Source organism: Actinophytocola glycyrrhizae (assembly GCF_042653545.1).
Lineage (GTDB): Bacteria > Actinomycetota > Actinomycetes > Mycobacteriales > Pseudonocardiaceae > Actinophytocola > Actinophytocola glycyrrhizae.
Window position 1 is genome coordinate 617,254 of the sequence record NZ_JBHSIS010000002.1, and the last position, 16,372, is coordinate 633,625.

General features: G+C 71.2%; 18 protein-coding genes. 9 read left to right on the forward strand and 9 right to left on the reverse strand.

All coding sequences use genetic code 11. From position 1 onward, the window contains the following. Window positions 1-11: 11 nt before the first annotated feature. The 3 genes from ACFPCV_RS02775 to ACFPCV_RS02785 all read right to left on the reverse strand — a co-directional run bounded on the left by ACFPCV_RS02775 (window position 12) and on the right by ACFPCV_RS02785 (window position 2,318). Window positions 12-728, reverse strand: coding sequence for an ABC transporter ATP-binding protein (locus tag ACFPCV_RS02775; protein WP_378054101.1), 717 nt, complete (start codon window positions 726-728; stop codon window positions 12-14). Next, window positions 725-1,414 carry an ABC transporter ATP-binding protein gene (locus ACFPCV_RS02780; protein ID WP_465251549.1) on the reverse strand — a complete coding sequence of 230 codons (690 nt, stop codon included), beginning with the start codon at window positions 1,412-1,414 and terminating at the stop codon, window positions 725-727. The genes ACFPCV_RS02775 and ACFPCV_RS02780 overlap by 4 nt, the downstream gene beginning before the upstream one ends. Before the next feature lie 157 nt (window positions 1,415-1,571). Continuing rightward, window positions 1,572-2,318, reverse strand: a complete 747-nt coding sequence (locus ACFPCV_RS02785; RefSeq protein ID WP_378054103.1) for a 3-hydroxybutyrate dehydrogenase — start codon at window positions 2,316-2,318, stop codon at window positions 1,572-1,574. 153 nt (window positions 2,319-2,471) lie between these two features. Between ACFPCV_RS02785 and ACFPCV_RS02790 the strand changes: the two genes are divergently transcribed. Genes ACFPCV_RS02790 through ACFPCV_RS02800 form a run of 3 tightly spaced genes read left to right on the forward strand, consistent with a single transcriptional unit; the run spans window position 2,472 to window position 5,592 of the window. Continuing rightward, on the forward strand, window positions 2,472-3,293 hold the full coding sequence (locus tag ACFPCV_RS02790; RefSeq protein ID WP_378054105.1) for an alpha/beta hydrolase: 822 nt from the start codon (window positions 2,472-2,474) through the stop codon (window positions 3,291-3,293). 13 nt (window positions 3,294-3,306) lie between these two features. Then, window positions 3,307-4,551, forward strand: a complete 1,245-nt coding sequence (locus ACFPCV_RS02795; RefSeq protein ID WP_378054107.1) for an esterase/lipase family protein — start codon at window positions 3,307-3,309, stop codon at window positions 4,549-4,551. Between the two features lie 12 nt (window positions 4,552-4,563). Continuing rightward, window positions 4,564-5,592, forward strand: a complete 1,029-nt coding sequence (locus ACFPCV_RS02800; protein ID WP_378054109.1) for an alpha/beta fold hydrolase — start codon at window positions 4,564-4,566, stop codon at window positions 5,590-5,592. Window positions 5,593-5,656: 64 nt separating this feature from the next. On the opposite strand, the gene ilvA is transcribed toward ACFPCV_RS02800, so the two are convergent. Further along, window positions 5,657-6,886: a threonine ammonia-lyase IlvA gene (gene ilvA / locus ACFPCV_RS02805; RefSeq protein ID WP_378054111.1), complete on the reverse strand. Its 1,230-nt coding sequence runs from the start codon at window positions 6,884-6,886 to the stop codon at window positions 5,657-5,659. Between the two features lie 27 nt (window positions 6,887-6,913). On the opposite strand from ilvA, the gene hrpB reads away from it, so the two are divergent. Continuing rightward, entirely contained in the window at window positions 6,914-9,313 is a 2,400-nt protein-coding gene (gene hrpB / locus ACFPCV_RS02810; protein ID WP_378054113.1) for an ATP-dependent helicase HrpB, read from the forward strand. Window positions 9,314-9,711: 398 nt separating this feature from the next. On the opposite strand, the gene ACFPCV_RS02815 is transcribed toward hrpB, so the two are convergent. Together ACFPCV_RS02815 and ACFPCV_RS02820 are read right to left on the reverse strand one after the other, a co-directional pair. Further along, on the reverse strand, window positions 9,712-10,275 hold the full coding sequence (locus tag ACFPCV_RS02815; RefSeq protein WP_378054115.1) for a TetR/AcrR family transcriptional regulator: 564 nt from the start codon (window positions 10,273-10,275) through the stop codon (window positions 9,712-9,714). A gap of 241 nt (window positions 10,276-10,516) precedes the next feature. Further along, window positions 10,517-10,738 carry a hypothetical protein gene (locus ACFPCV_RS02820; protein WP_378054117.1) on the reverse strand — a complete coding sequence of 74 codons (222 nt, stop codon included), beginning with the start codon at window positions 10,736-10,738 and terminating at the stop codon, window positions 10,517-10,519. A 73-nt stretch (window positions 10,739-10,811) separates the two neighbouring features. Between ACFPCV_RS02820 and ACFPCV_RS02825 the strand changes: the two genes are divergently transcribed. Further along, window positions 10,812-12,449 carry an ABC-F family ATP-binding cassette domain-containing protein gene (locus ACFPCV_RS02825; RefSeq protein WP_378054119.1) on the forward strand — a complete coding sequence of 546 codons (1,638 nt, stop codon included), beginning with the start codon at window positions 10,812-10,814 and terminating at the stop codon, window positions 12,447-12,449. A gap of 143 nt (window positions 12,450-12,592) precedes the next feature. Beyond that, the gene (locus tag ACFPCV_RS02830; RefSeq protein WP_378054121.1) at window positions 12,593-13,234 is read left to right on the forward strand and encodes a C39 family peptidase; all 642 of its coding nucleotides are present in this window, start codon (window positions 12,593-12,595) and stop codon (window positions 13,232-13,234) included. 76 nt (window positions 13,235-13,310) lie between these two features. On the opposite strand, the gene ACFPCV_RS02835 is transcribed toward ACFPCV_RS02830, so the two are convergent. Then, window positions 13,311-13,778 (reverse strand): hypothetical protein, encoded by a 468-nt coding sequence (locus ACFPCV_RS02835; protein ID WP_378054123.1) that lies wholly within the window; start codon window positions 13,776-13,778, stop codon window positions 13,311-13,313. A gap of 243 nt (window positions 13,779-14,021) precedes the next feature. Between ACFPCV_RS02835 and ACFPCV_RS02840 the strand changes: the two genes are divergently transcribed. Further along, window positions 14,022-14,330 carry a cupin domain-containing protein gene (locus tag ACFPCV_RS02840; protein WP_378054125.1) on the forward strand — a complete coding sequence of 103 codons (309 nt, stop codon included), beginning with the start codon at window positions 14,022-14,024 and terminating at the stop codon, window positions 14,328-14,330. A 145-nt stretch (window positions 14,331-14,475) separates the two neighbouring features. Here ACFPCV_RS02840 and ACFPCV_RS02845 read toward each other — a convergent pair whose 3' ends face one another. Together ACFPCV_RS02845 and ACFPCV_RS02850 are read right to left on the reverse strand one after the other, a co-directional pair. Next, window positions 14,476-14,673, reverse strand: coding sequence for a DUF397 domain-containing protein (locus ACFPCV_RS02845; RefSeq protein ID WP_378054127.1), 198 nt, complete (start codon window positions 14,671-14,673; stop codon window positions 14,476-14,478). Then, window positions 14,673-15,569, reverse strand: coding sequence for a helix-turn-helix domain-containing protein (locus tag ACFPCV_RS02850; RefSeq protein WP_378054129.1), 897 nt, complete (start codon window positions 15,567-15,569; stop codon window positions 14,673-14,675). The genes ACFPCV_RS02845 and ACFPCV_RS02850 overlap by 1 nt, the downstream gene beginning before the upstream one ends. 270 nt (window positions 15,570-15,839) lie before the next feature. Here ACFPCV_RS02850 and ACFPCV_RS02855 point away from each other — a divergent pair, with 270 nt between their 5' ends. Together ACFPCV_RS02855 and ACFPCV_RS02860 are read left to right on the forward strand one after the other, a co-directional pair. Then, entirely contained in the window at window positions 15,840-16,055 is a 216-nt protein-coding gene (locus tag ACFPCV_RS02855) for a hypothetical protein (protein WP_378054130.1), read from the forward strand. Between the two features lie 53 nt (window positions 16,056-16,108). After that, on the forward strand, window positions 16,109-16,294 hold the full coding sequence (locus tag ACFPCV_RS02860; RefSeq protein ID WP_378054132.1) for a hypothetical protein: 186 nt from the start codon (window positions 16,109-16,111) through the stop codon (window positions 16,292-16,294). Window positions 16,295-16,372: the final 78 nt, after the last annotated feature.

The window sequence follows — 16,372 nt, forward strand, 5'->3', positions numbered from 1 at the left end:
TTCTCCCTTACCTAGATGCCGAGGTACTCGAGCAGCTCGTGCTCGCGCCGCGCCACCTCCGCGTTGTCGAGCGACTCGACGACGCGGCCCTGCGCGATGAGGTGGTGCCGGTCGGCCACGGTGGCCGCGAAGTGGATGTTCTGCTCGATCAGCAGCACGGTGACGCCGTGTTCCTTGACCGTGCGGATGATCTCGCCGATCTGCCGCACCAGCAGCGGTGCGAGCCCTTCCGTCGGCTCGTCTGCGAGCAGCAGGCGCGCACCCATGCGCAGCACCCGCGCGACGGACAGCATCTGCTGCTCACCGCCGGACAGGTGGGTGCCCGCCTGCTTCCTGCGTTCGGCGAGCACGGGGAACGCGTCGTAGACCTGCCGCAGCGACCACGCGTCCGGGCCGGTCCGCGGCGGCAGCGTCAGGTTCTCCTCGACGGTGAGAGTCGAGTAGATCCCGCGGTCGTCGGGTACGTAGCCGAGGCCGAGCTTGCACCGCTTGTGCGGCGGCAGCTTCGTGATGTCCCGCCCGTCCAGCTCGACGCGGCCGGACGCCGGCCGGTGCAGTCCCATGAGGCAGCGCAGCAACGTGGTCTTGCCCGCACCGTTGCGGCCCACGAGCGTGACCACCTCGCCCGCGCCGACGTCGAGCGAGACACCCTGCAGGACCTGGGCCTCGCCGTAGGAGGCGGTGACGTTCTCGATCCTGAGTACTGTTCGATCGTTCGCTTCGCTCACACCGTCTCCCCCAGGTACGCGGTGATGACGCGGGGGTCGTTGCGGACCTCCTCGTACGGCCCTTCGGCCAGGACCTTCCCGAACTGGAGCACCGTGACCCGGTCGGTGAGGTCGCCGACGACCTTCATGTTGTGCTCCACCAACACGACCGTGCGGTCCGCGCGCACCCGCCGGATCAGCTCGACGGTGCGCGCGACGTCCTCGACGCCCATGCCCGCGGTCGGCTCGTCGAGCAGCAGCAGCCGAGGCGACAACGCGAGCGCCAGCGCCAGCTCGAGCGCCCGTTTCTGGCCGTACGCGAGGCTGCCAGCCGGTTTGTACGCGTGCTCGGTCAGCCCGACCTCGGCCAGCAGGTCGTCGGTCTCGGAGCGGTAGCGCCGCAGCGACCGGTCCGAGCGCCAGAAGCGGTAGCCGCTGCCGTCGCGGCCCTGCAGTGCCAGCTCGACGTGCTCGACGAGGGTCAGCTCCTCGAACAGGCTGGTGATCTGGAACGACCTCGCGACCCCGCGCTGCGCGATCCGCTCCGGTCGCAGCCCGGTGACGTCCTCGCCGGCCAGCTCGATCCGGCCGCCCGTCGGCTTGAGGAAGCCGGTGAGCAGGTTGAACAGGGTGGTCTTGCCCGCGCCGTTGGGTCCGACGAGCGCGTGCACGGTCCCCGCGGCGACATCCAGGTCGACGCCGTTCACGGCGACAAACCCGCTGAACTCTCTGCTGAGTCCACGAGTACGCAACATCGGTGTGGCGTCCGTCACCCGCAGAACCCTAGAGACTGCTCCGGTCGGCGCAACATGGCTCAACCTTCCACAAGCTGCTGGCGGGTTGTGTTCGTTTCCGCCATAGCACTCAGTGCGCGGTCCATCCTCCGTCGATCTTCATCGACGCACCCGTGATGGCCGACGCCGCGTCCGAGCACAGGTAGGCGACCAGCTCGGCGACCTCCTCCGGCTCGATGAGCCTGCGCACCGCCGCCGGTTCGAGCATGACCTCCTCGATGACCCGTTCCTCCGGGATGCCGAGGTTGCGGGCCTGCGCGGCGATCTGGTTCGTCACCAGTGGGGTGCGCACGTAGGCCGGGTTGACGCAGTTCGAGGTGACGCCGTGCGCGGCGCCCTCCATCGCGATCACCTTCGACAGGCCCTCGACGCCGTGCTTGGCCGCCACGTACGCCGACTTGTACGGCGACGCGACCAGCCCGTGCACGCTGGAGATCGTCACGACCCGGCCCCACCCACGGGCGTACATGTGCGGCAGCGCGCCACGCACCAGGCGGAACGGGGCCTCCAGCATCACGCGCAGCAGGTAGGAGAACCGCTCCGGCGGGAACTCCTCGATCGGTGCGACGTGCTGCAGTCCCGCATTGTTGACCACGATGTCGACGGCCAGGTCGAGCCGGTCGACGGCGTCGAGGTCGGCGAGGTCGACGACCACCGGCTCGACGTCCAGGTCGATCGCGGCGAGGGCGTCCGCGTCCCGGTCGGCGGCCACGACCTTCGCCCCCGCCGCCACGAGCCGCGCCGCACACGCCCGCCCGATCCCGCTGGCCGCGCCCGTCACCAGCGCCCGCCGTCCGGTCAGATCCCCAGCACTCATGGTTGGTGAACCTACGACGCCCGTGGGGCGGGTTCCACGTCTCGCGCATCCATACTCGGCCGGTGGGCCGTGTGGGGTTGCCACATGCGTGTTCGGCAGGGGGTGGCGGACCACCACGTTGACCGGCGGGTGCGCGGCGGCGAGGGTACGTGCATGACGACGGTGTCCGCTGTCCCCGTGCCCGGTGGTGAACTGGTGGTCGGCCGGTGGGGTGCGCTCGACGACTCACCGCCCGTGCTCGCGATCCACGGCATCACCGCGAACCACCTGGCGTGGGGCATGGTCGCGCCGCTGGTGCCCGGCCCGGTCGTGGCACCCGACCTGCGTGGCCGCGGCGGCAGCGGGTCGCTGCCGGGGCCGTACGGGATGGCCGCGCACGCGGCCGACTGCGTCGCCGTGCTGGACGCGCTGGGCATCGAACGGGCCGTCGTGGTCGGGCACTCGATGGGCGGGTTCGTCGCATCGGTGCTCGCGCACCGCTACCCGGCGCGGGTGGCACGGCTCGTACTGGTCGACGGTGGCGCCCCCCTTGCCCTGCCCGGCGGTGTGGACATCGAGACCGCGCTCGGTCCCGCGGTGGCCCGCCTGTCGATGCGGTTCGCGTCGCACGCGGCGTACCACGACTTCTGGCGCGAGCACCCGTCGTTCACGGGATGGAACCCCGCCATCGAGTCCTATGTGGACTACGACCTGGCCGGTGCCGAGCCCGAACTGCGCAGCAAGGTGAACGAGGACGCGGTCCGTGCCGACTTCGTCGACCTGCACAAGGGCGCCGAACCGCTCGCGGCCTACGCGGCCCTGCGTTCGGACACCGTGTTCCTTCGTGCCGAGCGCGGCATGTTCGACCAGCCGGAAGCGCTCTACCCCGACCCGTCCGCGATCGGGCTCGCCGTGACGACCGTGCCCGGCACCAACCACTACACGATCCTGCTCGGCGAGGGCGGCGCGCGCGCCGTGGCCGCCGCTGTGTCCTGAAGGAGAACTCGCGTTGAAACGCATCCTTGCCGTGGCGCTGCTCGCGCTCGCGTTACTCGTGCCGGTCACCCCGGCCGCCGCCGACCCCGCCTACCTGGCCCTCGAAGCCACCTACACGTCCGTCGCGAACGGGTGGGCCAAGGTCGACCGGTACCGCGACACCACCGCCGGTTTCCAGAACGAGCAGTACCCGCCGGACGGGCGCGGTGACCAGGACGGTCAGCGCAGGACGTTCTTCGGGAACGTGGCGCGGCCGTCGTCGTCGCGGTTCCTGCTGTACTCCGCGCCCGGCTGGCAGACCGGCACGAAGGCAACGCCGGTGCTGCTGGTGCACGGCGCGAACGACAACCCGGACCGCGCGTGGGCCAACCCGAACGAGTCCGGCGGCTTCGGCTGCGGCTCGGCGACCTGCCCGTCCACCGGGCTCATGCAGTACCTGAACGCCCGCGGCCACAAGGTGTTCGCCATCGGGTTCGCGCACAAGCAGGGCGACAACCGGCAGCAGGCGCAGCAGGTGGGCGACGCGATCGCGGTGATCAAGGCCAGGCTCGGGGTGTCCAAGGTGGACGTCGTCGGGTGGAGCAAGGGCATGATGTCGGCGCGGATGTACGTGTCGTCGGTGAAGCCGTCCTGGGGGCGGAACTACGCGGGTGACGTGCGGAAGCTGATCACGCTCGGCGGTCCGAACGGCGGCTACGACTACCCGTTCGCGCACGGCTGGGCACACGACTTCTCGATCTGGCCGGAATGCGGTGGCGCCATCAACGCACCGTCCCCGCACACCCGGATGACCTGCTACGGGCAGTACACCCATCACCCGGAGCTGTCGATCACCCCCACCAGCGGCTGGGACGCCTACCCCGGGCAGCGGCAGATGCTGGCACGGTGGGACGGCACGTTCGGCGTGAACACCTCCGCCCAGGACTGGTACACCACCTACTACGGCGGTCAGGGTTTCTACACCGACGGTCCCGGCATCCAGGCCGCGATCAACGCGGGCTCGCTGATCTCGACGATCCAGAACGCGGGGACGCCCGCCGCGGTGTCGGTGTACCTGCTGGCGGGCGGCGCGCCGAACATCGTCGGCGTGTGGAACGAGACCCGCGGCCCGAGCGATGGCATCGTGTTCGTCGCGAGCGCACTGTCCACCGCGGGCGTGTCCACTGTGGGCGGCACCGCCCTGGTCCCGACCGTGAACCACCTCCAGCTCGGCTGGGCGACATCGGCGATGTCGCAGGTCGCGGGCTGGCTGGCCTAGGAGAAACTGGCGATGTTGAACGGAATCACGGCGAAGCGGGTCACCACCCCGCGCCTCACCGCACAGGTCCTGTCGGTCGAGGGCCGCGACGGCGACCCGGTGGTGTTCGTCCACGGCAACGTGTCGTCGAGCCTGTTCTGGCAGCGGCAGATGCTGGACCTGCCCGCCGGGTACCGTCCGCTGGCGGTGGACCTGCGCGGTTTCGGCGGCTCGGACCCGCTGCCGGTGGACGCGACCAGGGGCCTGCGCGACTTCACCGACGACGTGCTGTCCCTGGACCTCGGCCCAGCACACTACGTCGGCTGGAGCATGGGTGGCGGCGTAATCATGCAACTGCTGCGCGACCACCCCGAGCTGGTCCGCACCCTGACGCTGGTGAACCCGGTGTCCCCGTACGGCTTCGGCGGCACCACCGACGCCGACGGCACCCTGATCTCCCCGGACGGAGCTGGTGCCGGTGCGGGCGGCGCGAACCCGGACTTCGTGGCCCGCCTCGCCGACGGCGACCGCGGCGCGGACCCGACGTCCCCGCGCACCATCATGCACACGTTCTACGTGCATCCCCCGTGCACGCTCGCCGACGAGGACGAGTTCGTGGAGTCGATGCTCACCACCCGCACCGGCGAGGGCAACTACCCGGGCGACACGGTCCCGTCCGACGTGTGGCCCGGCGCGGCCCCCGGCCAGCGCGGCGTGCTGAACACGATGGCCCCCAACCACTTCCGCATCGACGACCTGCACACGATCACGCGGAAACCCCCGATCCTGTGGCTCCGCGGCGCGAACGACCAGATCGTGTCGGACACGTCCATGTTCGACCTGGCCCACCTCGGCCAGCTGGGCGCCGTCCCGGGCTGGCCGGGCGCGGAGACCCATCCCCCACAGCCGATGGTGACCCAGACCCGGGCGGCACTGGACCGCTACGCGGCGGCGGGCGGCGCGTACGAGGAGATCGTCTTCCCCGACACGGGCCACAGCCCCCACATCGAACGACCGGCCGAGTTCGCGGCCGCCCTCCACAAGGGACTGACCCGCGGCTGAACGGTCACCTGCCCTGAAAGGCGCGTTCAGGGCGCCCCGCGCCCGTAACGCGCCTTTCAGGGCATCACACCAGGAACGTGAACAGGGGGCTGTCCGGCGGCACCCTTTCGATGCGGTGGGGTGCGGTCTCCATGCGCTTCAGCATGGCGGCCAGGTTCTCCGGTGCGCCCAGCTCGATGCCGACCAAGGCGGGCCCGGTCTCCCGGTTGTTGCGTTTCACGTACTCGAACAGCGTGATGTCGTCGTCCGGGCCGAGGACGTCGTCCAGGAAGCGGCGCAGCGCGCCCGGTTCCTGGGGGAACTCGACCAGAAAGTAGTGCTTGCGGCCCTCGAAGACGAGCGCGCGTTCGACGATCTCCGCGTACCGGCTGACGTCGTTGTTGCCGCCGGACAGGACGCACACCACCGTCGCGCCGGGAGGCAGGTCCAGACCGGTCAGTGCCGCCGACGCCAGCGCGCCGGCGGGTTCGCTGATGATGCCGTCCGACTGGTACAGGTCCAGCATCTCCACGCAGATCTGGCCCTCCGGCACCGCCACCAGACGTGGCCGGTGCGCGGCGGCCAGGGCGTGGGTATGGGTGCCGACCTGCCGGACCGCGGCGCCATCGACGAACGGGTCCAGGTCGGGCAGCGGTGCGGGGCCGCCGGACGCGATGGCGTGCGCCATGCTCGCCGCGCCCGCCGGTTCCGCGCCGATCACCCGGTCGCCGGAGCCGAGCCACGCCAGGGTGCCCGCCAGCAGGCCACCGCCGCCGACCGGGACGACCAGTGTGTCCGGCAGCCGCCCCAGCTGGGCGACGACCTCGGCGACGACCGTGCCCTGGCCCGCGATGGTGCGCGGGTCGTCGAAGGCCGGGATCAACGTCATGCCCGTGGCCCTCGCGTAGGACGACGCCGCGGCCGACGCCTCGTCGTAGGTCTCGCCCTCGACCACGACCGTGACGTGCCTGCCGCCCAGCGCCGCGACCCGGTCCCGCTTCTGCCGGGGCGTGGTGCGCGGCAGGTAGACCTTCGCCCGCACTCCGAGCGACGCGCACGCGAACGCGACGCCCTGCGCGTGGTTGCCCGCGCTCGCGCACACCACACCGCGTTCCCTCGCGGCCTCGTCGAGCACGCTGATGAAGTTGAACGCCCCGCGCCCCTTGTACGACCGGACCGCGTTCAGGTCCTCCCGCTTGAGCCACGCGTCCAGGTCGTGTCGCGCGGAGAGCCGCTCGCTGCGCTGCAGCGGGCTCGGCGGGATCACCCCAGCGAACCGCTCCGCCGCCTCGGCGACGTCCACCTTCGAAACCATCCGCGTGACCTTACCTAGACTCGGTCCGTGCTCCCCGCCGACCTGCCCGACCTGCCGATCCGCGCGGTGCTCGACGACGTGACCGCCGCGCTCGACGAGCACGGCACGGCGGTGCTGGTGGCACCGCCCGGCACCGGCAAGACCACGGTCATGCCGCTGGCGCTCGCGGGGACCGTGGTCGTGGCCGAGCCGAGGCGGCTCGCGGCGCGGGCGGCCGCCACGCGGATGGCCGCGCTGCTCGGCGAACCGGTCGGGAGGACCGTCGGGTACGCGGTGCGCGGGGACCGCAAGCTGTCCAGAGACACCCGCATCGAGGTCGTCACGACCGGTCTGCTGGTGCGACGGCTCCAGCGCGACCCGAGCCTGGAGCGCGTCGGCACGGTGGTGCTCGACGAGATCCACGAGCGCCACCTCGACGCCGACCTGCTGCTCACGCTCCTACTCGACGCCCGCGCCGGGCTGCGACCCGACCTGCGCCTGCTCGCCACGTCCGCGACCGTCGCCACCGACCGGGTCGCCGCGCTACTCGGCGACGGCACGCCCGTGATCACCGCGCACGTCCGCACCCACCCCGTCACCATCACCTACACCCCGCCCGCGCGCGGGGAGCGGGCCGAGCAGCGGGTCGCCCGCACCGTCCGCACCGCACTGTCCGAACAGGACGGGGACGTGCTGGTGTTCCTGCCGGGCGCCGGGGAGATCAACCGGGTCACGGGGCTGCTGTCCGGTGTGCACACGGTCCCGCTGCACGGCAGGCTGCCCGCCGCGAAGCAGGACGCCGCGCTGACCCAGGGCACGGCACGGCGGGTCGTGCTCGCCACCGCGGTCGCCGAGTCCAGCCTCACCGTGCCTGGGGTGCGTGCCGTCGTCGACTCCGGGCTGGCGCGGGTACCGAGGATGGACCACCGGCGCGGGCTCGCCGGGCTCGTCACCACCCGGGTCTCGATGTCGGTGGCCGAACAACGCACCGGGCGCGCGGGCCGGGAGGCGCCGGGGCGGGTGTACCGCTGCTGGGCCGAACACGAGCACGCGACGTTGCCCGCCCAGCCCGAACCGGAGATCCGCACCGCCGACCTCACCCGGCTCGCGCTGGAGCTGGCCTGCTGGGGCACCCCGGACGGTTCGGCGCTGGACTGGTGGGACCCGCCACCGGCCGGTGCGCTGGCCGCGGGCCGGGCCGTGCTCACCGCGTTGGGCGCGCTCGACGCCACCGGCGCGGTCACCGACCGCGGCAGGCGGATCGCGGACGTCGGCCTGCACCCCCGCCTCGCACGGGCGCTGCTGGACGGCGCCGAGGCGGTGGGCGCGACCGCGGCCGCCGAGGTCGTGGCGCTGCTCGACGACGAGACGCTCGCCACCGGCACGTCCGTCGAGGACACGCTGCGCAGGCTCCGCCGCGACGGCGACAGGCGGTGGGCACGCGAGGTGCGCAGGCTGGCCGCCCTCGTACCGGCCGGTCCACACCGGACGCCGGACCCGGCGCTGGTCGTGGCGCTGGCACATCCGGAGCGGCTCGCGCGCCGCAGGGCACCCGGCTCGCCCGTGTACCTCATGGCGGGCGGCACCGCGGCCGAGCTGGACGGCGCCACGGACGCGGAGTGGCTGGCGATCGCGAGCGCCGACCGTCAGCCCGGCCGGACGCAGGGCAAGATCCGGCTCGCCGCCCGCGCGGACCAGGCGCTCGCCGAGCGTGCCGCGCCCGCGCTGCTGTCCGAAGCGGACGAGATCGCCTGGGCGGGCGGTGACGTGGTGGCCAGGCACGTGCGCCGCCTCGGCGCGATCGTCCTGCGGGACAAGCCGCTGCCCGACCCGGACCCGGCACGTGTGCGGGACGCGCTGGTCGACGGGCTGCGTGCCGAGGGCCTTGACCTGTTGCGGTGGACCGAGTCCGCGACCCGGCTGCGGCAGCGGCTCGCGTTGCTGCACCGCGCGCTCGGCGACCCGTGGCCGTCGGTGACCGACGACGCGCTGCTCACCGCCGCACCGGTGTGGCTGGGCCCGGAGCTGGCGACCGCGCGCCGCCGCGCCGACCTCGCGAAGGTCGACACGCACGGCGCACTGCGGCGGCTGCTGCCGTGGCCCGCCGCCGGCCGCCTCGACGAGCTGGCACCGGACCGGATCCAGGTGCCCTCCGGCGCCCGCGTCCGGATCGACTACGGCGCGGACGACCCGGTGCTGCCGGTGAAGCTGCAGGAGACGTTCGGCTGGCTCGACACCCCGGCCGTCGCGGACGGCCGGGTGCCGGTGCTGCTGCACCTGCTCTCCCCCGCGGGCCGCCCGGTCGCGATCACCCGCGACCTGTCGACGTTCTGGCGGGAGGGCTACCGGCAGGTGCGAGCCGAGCTGCGCGGCCGCTACCCCAAGCACCCGTGGCCGGAGGACCCGGCGACCGCGACCCCCACGGCCCGCACGAACCGCCCTAGATGATCGATTGCGTGAAGTGAGGCGGTCGTCGTGTGCTGGTCGCGTCGGATCGGTCCGGTTTGGATCGGGTGGGTTGGCTGCGGTTGGCGTTGAGGGTTTGTCCTCGCCGGACGGACAGGTCTTCGGGGTGGCGGAGGGCTGTTGGGCTGCGGTTTGGGTTGCGCGGGCAGGGCCCCCGCTTCGCGGGCCCGGGGCGCGTAGCGCCCGGGCTGTGGCGCTGAGGCGCGTTGACGGCGTGGCAATGCCCTGAAAGGCGCGTTCAGGACGCTGAGCGCCCTGAACGGCCCATTCACGGCACCGGCCCAGCCCCGTCGCGGGCGCCCACGTGGGTGTGGGGGTCGTGCCTGATGACGGGGTTCGTACGCCAAGTCACTTCACATGATCTTCACGGAATCAATCGTCTAGGCGGGCCAGTTCCTGAGGGTGGTGTCGAGGACGTCGAGGACCCTGGTCCACGACTCCTCCACCTGGCCGGAGTGGTCGAAGCCGCCGGACCGTTCCAGCGTCACGTACCCGTGGAACGTGCTGTGCAGCAACCGGACCGCGTGCACCTGCTCGGCTTCGGGGAGGTCGTAGCCGCGCAGGATCGCCTTGGTCATCGCCGAGTGCCGGCCCGCCGCGCTCGCGGCGGCGACCTCCGGGGCGAGTCGCAGCTGGCCCGCCGCGTACCGGCCGGGGTGTTCCTTCGCGTAGGCGCGGTAGGCGTCGGCGAACGCCACCAGCGCCGCCTTGCCCGCGCGTCCGGCGAGTGCGGTCGCTGCCCGGTCGGCCAGCTCGGCCAGTGCCAGCACGGCCACGCGGGCCCGCAGGTCGGCGGCGTTGCGGATGTGCGAGTAGAGGCTCGCGTCCTTCACCCCGAACCGGCGGGCGAGTGCCGAGACGGTCACGTTCTCGAAGCCGACCTCGTCGGCCAGCTCCGCCGCCGCGACCGTCAGGCGCTCGGCGGTCATGCCCACCCGTGCCATGTGCCCCCTTCACGTGCCTGGAGAGGTCACCATCTTCCCTGACCCTCCCGGGCAGGCCGAAAACGGTCGTCCGCCGTTCTGCCCGGGATCACCGCGCCGAAGTGGCTCTCTTCCTCCGGCGAGTGCCGAGCGCGGTCAGTGCCGGCAAGGTGGTCGCGCGCGGGCTGCAGTCGACGACCTTCGTGGCGACCGCCTGGCCGGTCGCGGCGGCGGCCATCAGCACGCCCTCCGCGCCGCCCTTTCAGATGGCGCCCGGCACCAGCCGCATGAACGCGCTGTTCTGGTGACCCGCGGCGCCGACGTACTCCGGCTCGGCCCGCATCGCGGCCGCCACCGAGCCCAGGTGCTCACCACCCCGCACCGGCGCCGCACAGCTGATGCTGGAGTACCTGCTGGCCCCCGAACGCGTGAACGCGGCGATCGGCTGAGCCTGTAACGCACCGCGGGGCAGCACCGATGCCATCAGTGAACCCGCGGTGCTGGCGGACCCCCGACCTGGCAGCACCGCGGGTTTTCCCATATCTAGGCTAGTCCCGATGAGCGCAACACTGGTCACCAAGGGTCTGGCGGCAGGTCACGGCGACCGCGTCCTGTTCACCGATCTCGATCTCGTGGTCGCGCCCGGCGACGTCGTCGGGCTGGTCGGCGTGAACGGCGCGGGCAAGTCGACGCTGCTGCGGGTGCTCGGCGGCGTGCACCAGCCCGACGAGGGCACGGTGCGGCTGAGCCCGCCGACCGCCACCGTCGGCTACCTGCCGCAGGAACCCGATCGCAGGCCGGGCGAGACCGTGCGCGACTTCCTCGGCCGCCGCACCGGGGTCACCGCGGCGCAGGCCGACCTCGACCTCGCCACCGCCGCGCTCACCGACGGGAAACCGGGCGCCGACGAGGACTACGCGACCGCACTGGAACGCTGGCTCACCCTCGGCGGCGCCGACCTGGACGAACGGGTCGACGAGGCGATCGCCGACCTCGGGCTGGCCATCGGCCTCGACGCGGCCATGACGTCGCTGTCCGGCGGGCAGGCGGCGCGGGTGAACATGGCGTCCCTGCTGCTGTCCCGGTACGACGTGTTCCTGCTGGACGAGCCGACCAACGACCTGGACCTCGACGGCCTCGCGCGCCTCGAGACGTTCGTGTCCGGGCTGCGCGCGGCGACGGTGCTGGTCAGCCACGACCGCGAGTTCCTCGCCCGAACCGTGACCACGGTAGTCGAGCTGGACCTGCACCAGCAACAGATCAACACCTACGGCGGCGGCTACGAGTCCTACCTGGCGGAACGCGAGGTGGCCCGGCGGCACGCGCGGGAGCGGTACGAGGAGTTCGCCGACACCAGGGCGTCGCTGGAGCAGCGGGCACGGACCCAGCGCGCGTGGATGGACAAGGGTGTCCGCAACGCGCGCCGCAAGCAGCCCGACAACGACAAGATCGGCAGGAACAAGCGGATCGAGTCGACGGAGAAGCAGGCCGCGAAGGCACGCCAGACCGACCGCATGATCGAGCGCCTCGACGTGGTCGAGGAGCCGCGCAAGGAGTGGGAGCTGCGGATGGAGATCGCCGCCGCACCCCGGTCCGGCACGGTCGTCGCCGCGCTGCGCGACGCGGTGGTGCGGCGCGGTTCATTCACCCTCGGCCCGGTGCACCTGCAGATCGACTGGGCGGACAAGGTCGCGATCACCGGCGCCAACGGCGCGGGCAAGTCGACACTGCTCGCTGCGCTGCTGGGCCGCGTCCCGCTGGACGAGGGTACGGCGGCGCTCGGTTCCGGGGTGCGGATCGGCGAGGTCGACCAGGCCCGCGCCCTGTTCACCGACGACCGGACGCTGCTGTCCGCGTTCGAGGCGCAGCTGCCGGACACCACACCGCAGGAACTGCGCACACTGCTCGCGAAGTTCGGCCTCACCGCCGCGCACGTGATGCGACCGGCGGACAGCCTGTCACCGGGTGAGCGGACCCGTGCCGCGCTGGCGCTGCTGCAGGCCCGCGGCGTGAACCTGCTGGTGCTGGACGAACCGACGAACCACCTGGACCTGCCCGCGATCGAACAGCTGGAGTCGGCGCTGGCGAACTACCCGGGCACGCTGCTGCTGGTGACCCACGACCGCCGGATGCTGGAAGCCGTCCACACGAACCGTCACATTCACGTCGCGGAAGGGCTCGTGACCGAGGAGTGACCCCCGGCGCGCGCCCGGGACCCGCTCCACCGCCGCCCGACCCACTCCTCCCCGCGCGCACCGGCATTGCCCCGTTCGGCGGCTCCCTTGGCAAGATATTTTCCGCTTAACCTAGGGGTTGGAAAACTATTCATGTCGGGGAGATGCCAATGCGTCGTGTAGTGATATCCGCCCTCGTACTCACGCTGGCCGGGACCTTCGGGCTGGTCGGCGGGGCCGCCGCCGCACCCAGCGGAACACCACCGGTACCGGCGAGCGCGCCGTCGGCACAGGGTGTCGAGAAGATCCTGCCGTTCCAGCACCAGTGGCAGCAGACCGGCTACTGGTGTGGACCGGCGGCCACCCGGGTCGCCATCTCGGCACGCACCAGCAACCCGCCGAGCCAGGCCGCCCTGGCCGCCCAGCTCGGCACCCACACCGGCGGCACGGACCACATCAGCCAGGTGTCCTCCGTGCTGCGGGCCAACCTCGGCGTACCGTACGAATACCGCGAGATGCCGAACGATCCGCCCACCCAGTGGCAGCGCGATCAGCTCTGGCGCGACATCATCGCCGACATCGACGCCGGGTTCGCGGTCGTCGCGAACATCGTCGCGCCGCCGGGGAACCAGCCGCCCGGCTACCCGTCCAACCAGACCGTCTACCACTACATCGCCGTGGTCGGCTACGACACGAACTACAACACGGTGCTGATCGCCGACTCGGCGCAGTTCTCGCTTGGCGTCTACTGGTTGAACTTCAGCCAGCTCGCCACCCTCATCCCACCGAAGGGCTACGCCTTCTGACCCGGTCGACACCGGCCGAGAGACAGGATGCCCCCGCCGGCCGGCGGGGGCATCCTGGTTCGCGGGCGCTGCCCGGTCAGCACATGGTCGTGGCCATCACGTCCGTCGGGCTCGCCCAGGAGGCGCAACCGTCGTAGGAATGGCCGTACCAGTTGTGGCCGAATTCGTGTGCGGCGAGCAGTGCGGCGTCGTTCACCGCGCCGGGGAACAGTTTGATCAACTGTCCCGCGCCGTAGTTGCAGCCGACCACGATCAGATTCCCGTGCACATCGGTGACCTCGATTCCCTCCGCGAGGAAACCGCAGTCGGTGATCGCGGAGTTCTGGCACCGCACCGGGGTGCCGCCGCCCTCCGTCACGTCACCCCAGTAGTTCGCGCCCTGGCGGATGGATCCTTCCCAGCCCGCACACGACGGATCGATGGTGTAGGACCAGGCCTGTGCGCCCACGTCCGCGGACCGCGCCTCGTCGGCCGGTGCCGCTCCGGCCGCGAGCGGCACACCGAAGAACACGAACCCGATGACGGCAGCCGCCACCGTCAACATTTTCCCAGCAAACCTCGACATCGCGTATTCCTTTGCATAGCAGGGGACAAGAAACACAATGCGATGGAAATTGATCCGAGGTCGAATACCCCGACCTGGATTTGAACGTACGACCAGTCGAAATGCCCCACAACCCTACGAAGGTAGGGTCGGTGCTGCGGGCCGGCTTCCCGGCCCGCATGCACCGACCCGCCGACGACGCTGGGAGCTCGCACGATGACCGGTCACCCCGAGGTAAGCCAGGTGGACGCCGTTGCCGCCGAACTGCTCGCGGAAGCACGCAAGCACGACGCCCACCGCGCGGCCCGCACCCTCGTCGGCGGTCCCGCCCAGCGCGCGACCCTCATCGCCATGGCCGAGGGCGCGAAGCTGGCCGAACACGACGCACCAGCCGCGGGCACCCTCCTCGTCGTCACCGGCCGGGTCCGGCTGCACACCCGCGACCGCGACTGGGTACTGGAAAGCAACCAGCTCGCCGCGGTCCCCCACCTGCGACACGGCCTCACGGCCCTGACCGACGCCGTGGTCCTGCTGACGGTCGCACTCCGCTGAGCTGATGGCGAGCAGGCGCGCTGACAGCGTTGGCGATGCCCTGAAAGGCGCGTTCAGGGCGCCCAGCGCCCTGAACGGTGCCATTCACGGCACCGGCCCACCCTGCTGGCGCCCGAGGAAGCTGCCGCCGGGCGCACCCCGTATGTCAGCGGAACCGCTTCACCGCCGCCAGAAACGCCTTGCCCTCGGACTCATCGAGCGCCAGAACGGGACCGGCTGCGTTCTTGGAGTCCCGGATGCCGAACACGGCCTTCCCATGCGCGACCTCCACACAGTTGTTCGCCCCGCTGACGCTCGCTTTCCGGAACCCCGTCCCCTGCCACATGGCGAGAGAGTCGATCATCACCTGACCTCCTTCATGGCTCTCTCGATGATCCCACGTGAGGCCTTCTGGTCAGCCGCCAACGCGTGCAACCGTGTCAGCACACGCGAATACGCCGCGATCTCGTCCGGCTTCTCGAAATACTGGCCGCCAGTCACCAACTCCAGGTAGACGAGTCCAGGATCGTTCTCCATCTCAGGCGGGAACTTCATCACGATGAACGAACCGCCGTCCTGTGCGGGACTCGCGCCGGCATCGAAGGGAAGTACCTGGATGTCGACGCGCGGCCGCTCCGACATTGCCAGCAGGTGCTTCAACTGATCCCGCATCGTCACCGCGTCGCCGCGCCGCCGATAGAGCACCGATTCATCGAGCACGGTCCAGAGGCGAACCGGTTCATGCGCGCGATCGAGAATCTGTTGCCGCCCAAGGCGAAGCTCCACCCCATGCCCAACCTGCTCGTCGCTCAGGTCCGGGTCGCCGTGCAGCACTGCCGTGGCGTATTCGCGCGTCTGGAGCAGCCCTGGCACGACAACCGCGTCGAAGCTGTGCAACTCCGCGGCGCCGGACTCAAGGCCGAGGAACAAGTCGAACCACTTCGGGGTCACCCCGGACAGGGCCGTCCACCAGTTCTTTGCCTTCCGGGCGGCGGAAAGCAGCTCACGCATGAAGGGAATCCGGTCGGCCTTGTCGTAGAGCCCGAGCAGCAACTCCAGGTCGGCGGCGGTGGGCAACTGCCCGGCTTCGAGGTTGCTGATGTGTTGGATGGTCCGGTCGAGCCGCTTCGCCGCGTCCTTCTGCGGAAGCTTCGCCTCGAGGCGCCACTTCTTCAGTGACAGCGCGATCGTCCGCTTGAACAACGCCGGGCTTCCGTTGCGGAGGGCTGGCGGGAGACCTGACTCGTTCACGCTGTTCACCCCATCAGGCTACGGTTGAGATTGACCTACTTGATTCAAGCACCCTTAATTGTAGGCGGACTTGGTCAACGCCGCCGCCGAATCCAACCCGGCTCGATCCGGCACCGATACCAGGTCCGGCACCCGGCTCCACCAGACCTGAACTGCGCGAACATCGCGGAAGCGAGGCTCGTCCTGATCGACTCGGCGCACCCGTCGGCGCACGGTTCATCCGATCGGGCGGACCTTGCCGCGGCCCTGCTCGCCACGCTGCCGGGTCCGGCATGGCGGATGTCGGTCCGCCCCGACGGTGAGGCGTGCTGCCAGCGGGCGTTCGAGTACTTCGTGGAGACCGTGCACATCGCCGACGACCTGCACGTCGGCGCCAACCGCAGGCCGATCGCCGGACGTGGCGGGCCCGCGATCGAACCGGAGAGCGTCGCGGGCACGTTGCGTGCCGCGATCAGGTTCCTCGCACGACCACCGAGGTGGGCGGGCGAGGCATGAGGAGAAAGCGGGAGAAACCCATGCTGGGCACGAGTCTTGTCGTGAGCTCGTAGGTGATCATCAGGGACGGCTGCCCGATCGCGATCTCGGTCGACGGGGCGGACCAGGCGCAGATCACGTGCGGGTGGGTGCCGTCGGCTGCGTTCGAGTTCGTCGTGCAGCGCGAGGCGTTGCGCGCGCTGGTCGAGGTGGGCACCGACGCGCTGGCGGAGATGGAACGGCGCGACCGGCGCGCGTAGTTCCTGGGAGTTTCCTGGGAACCCGGCGCCGTTCGCCGAGGACGGCGTCCCGGCTCCCAGGAACCCGTCACCTCGCGT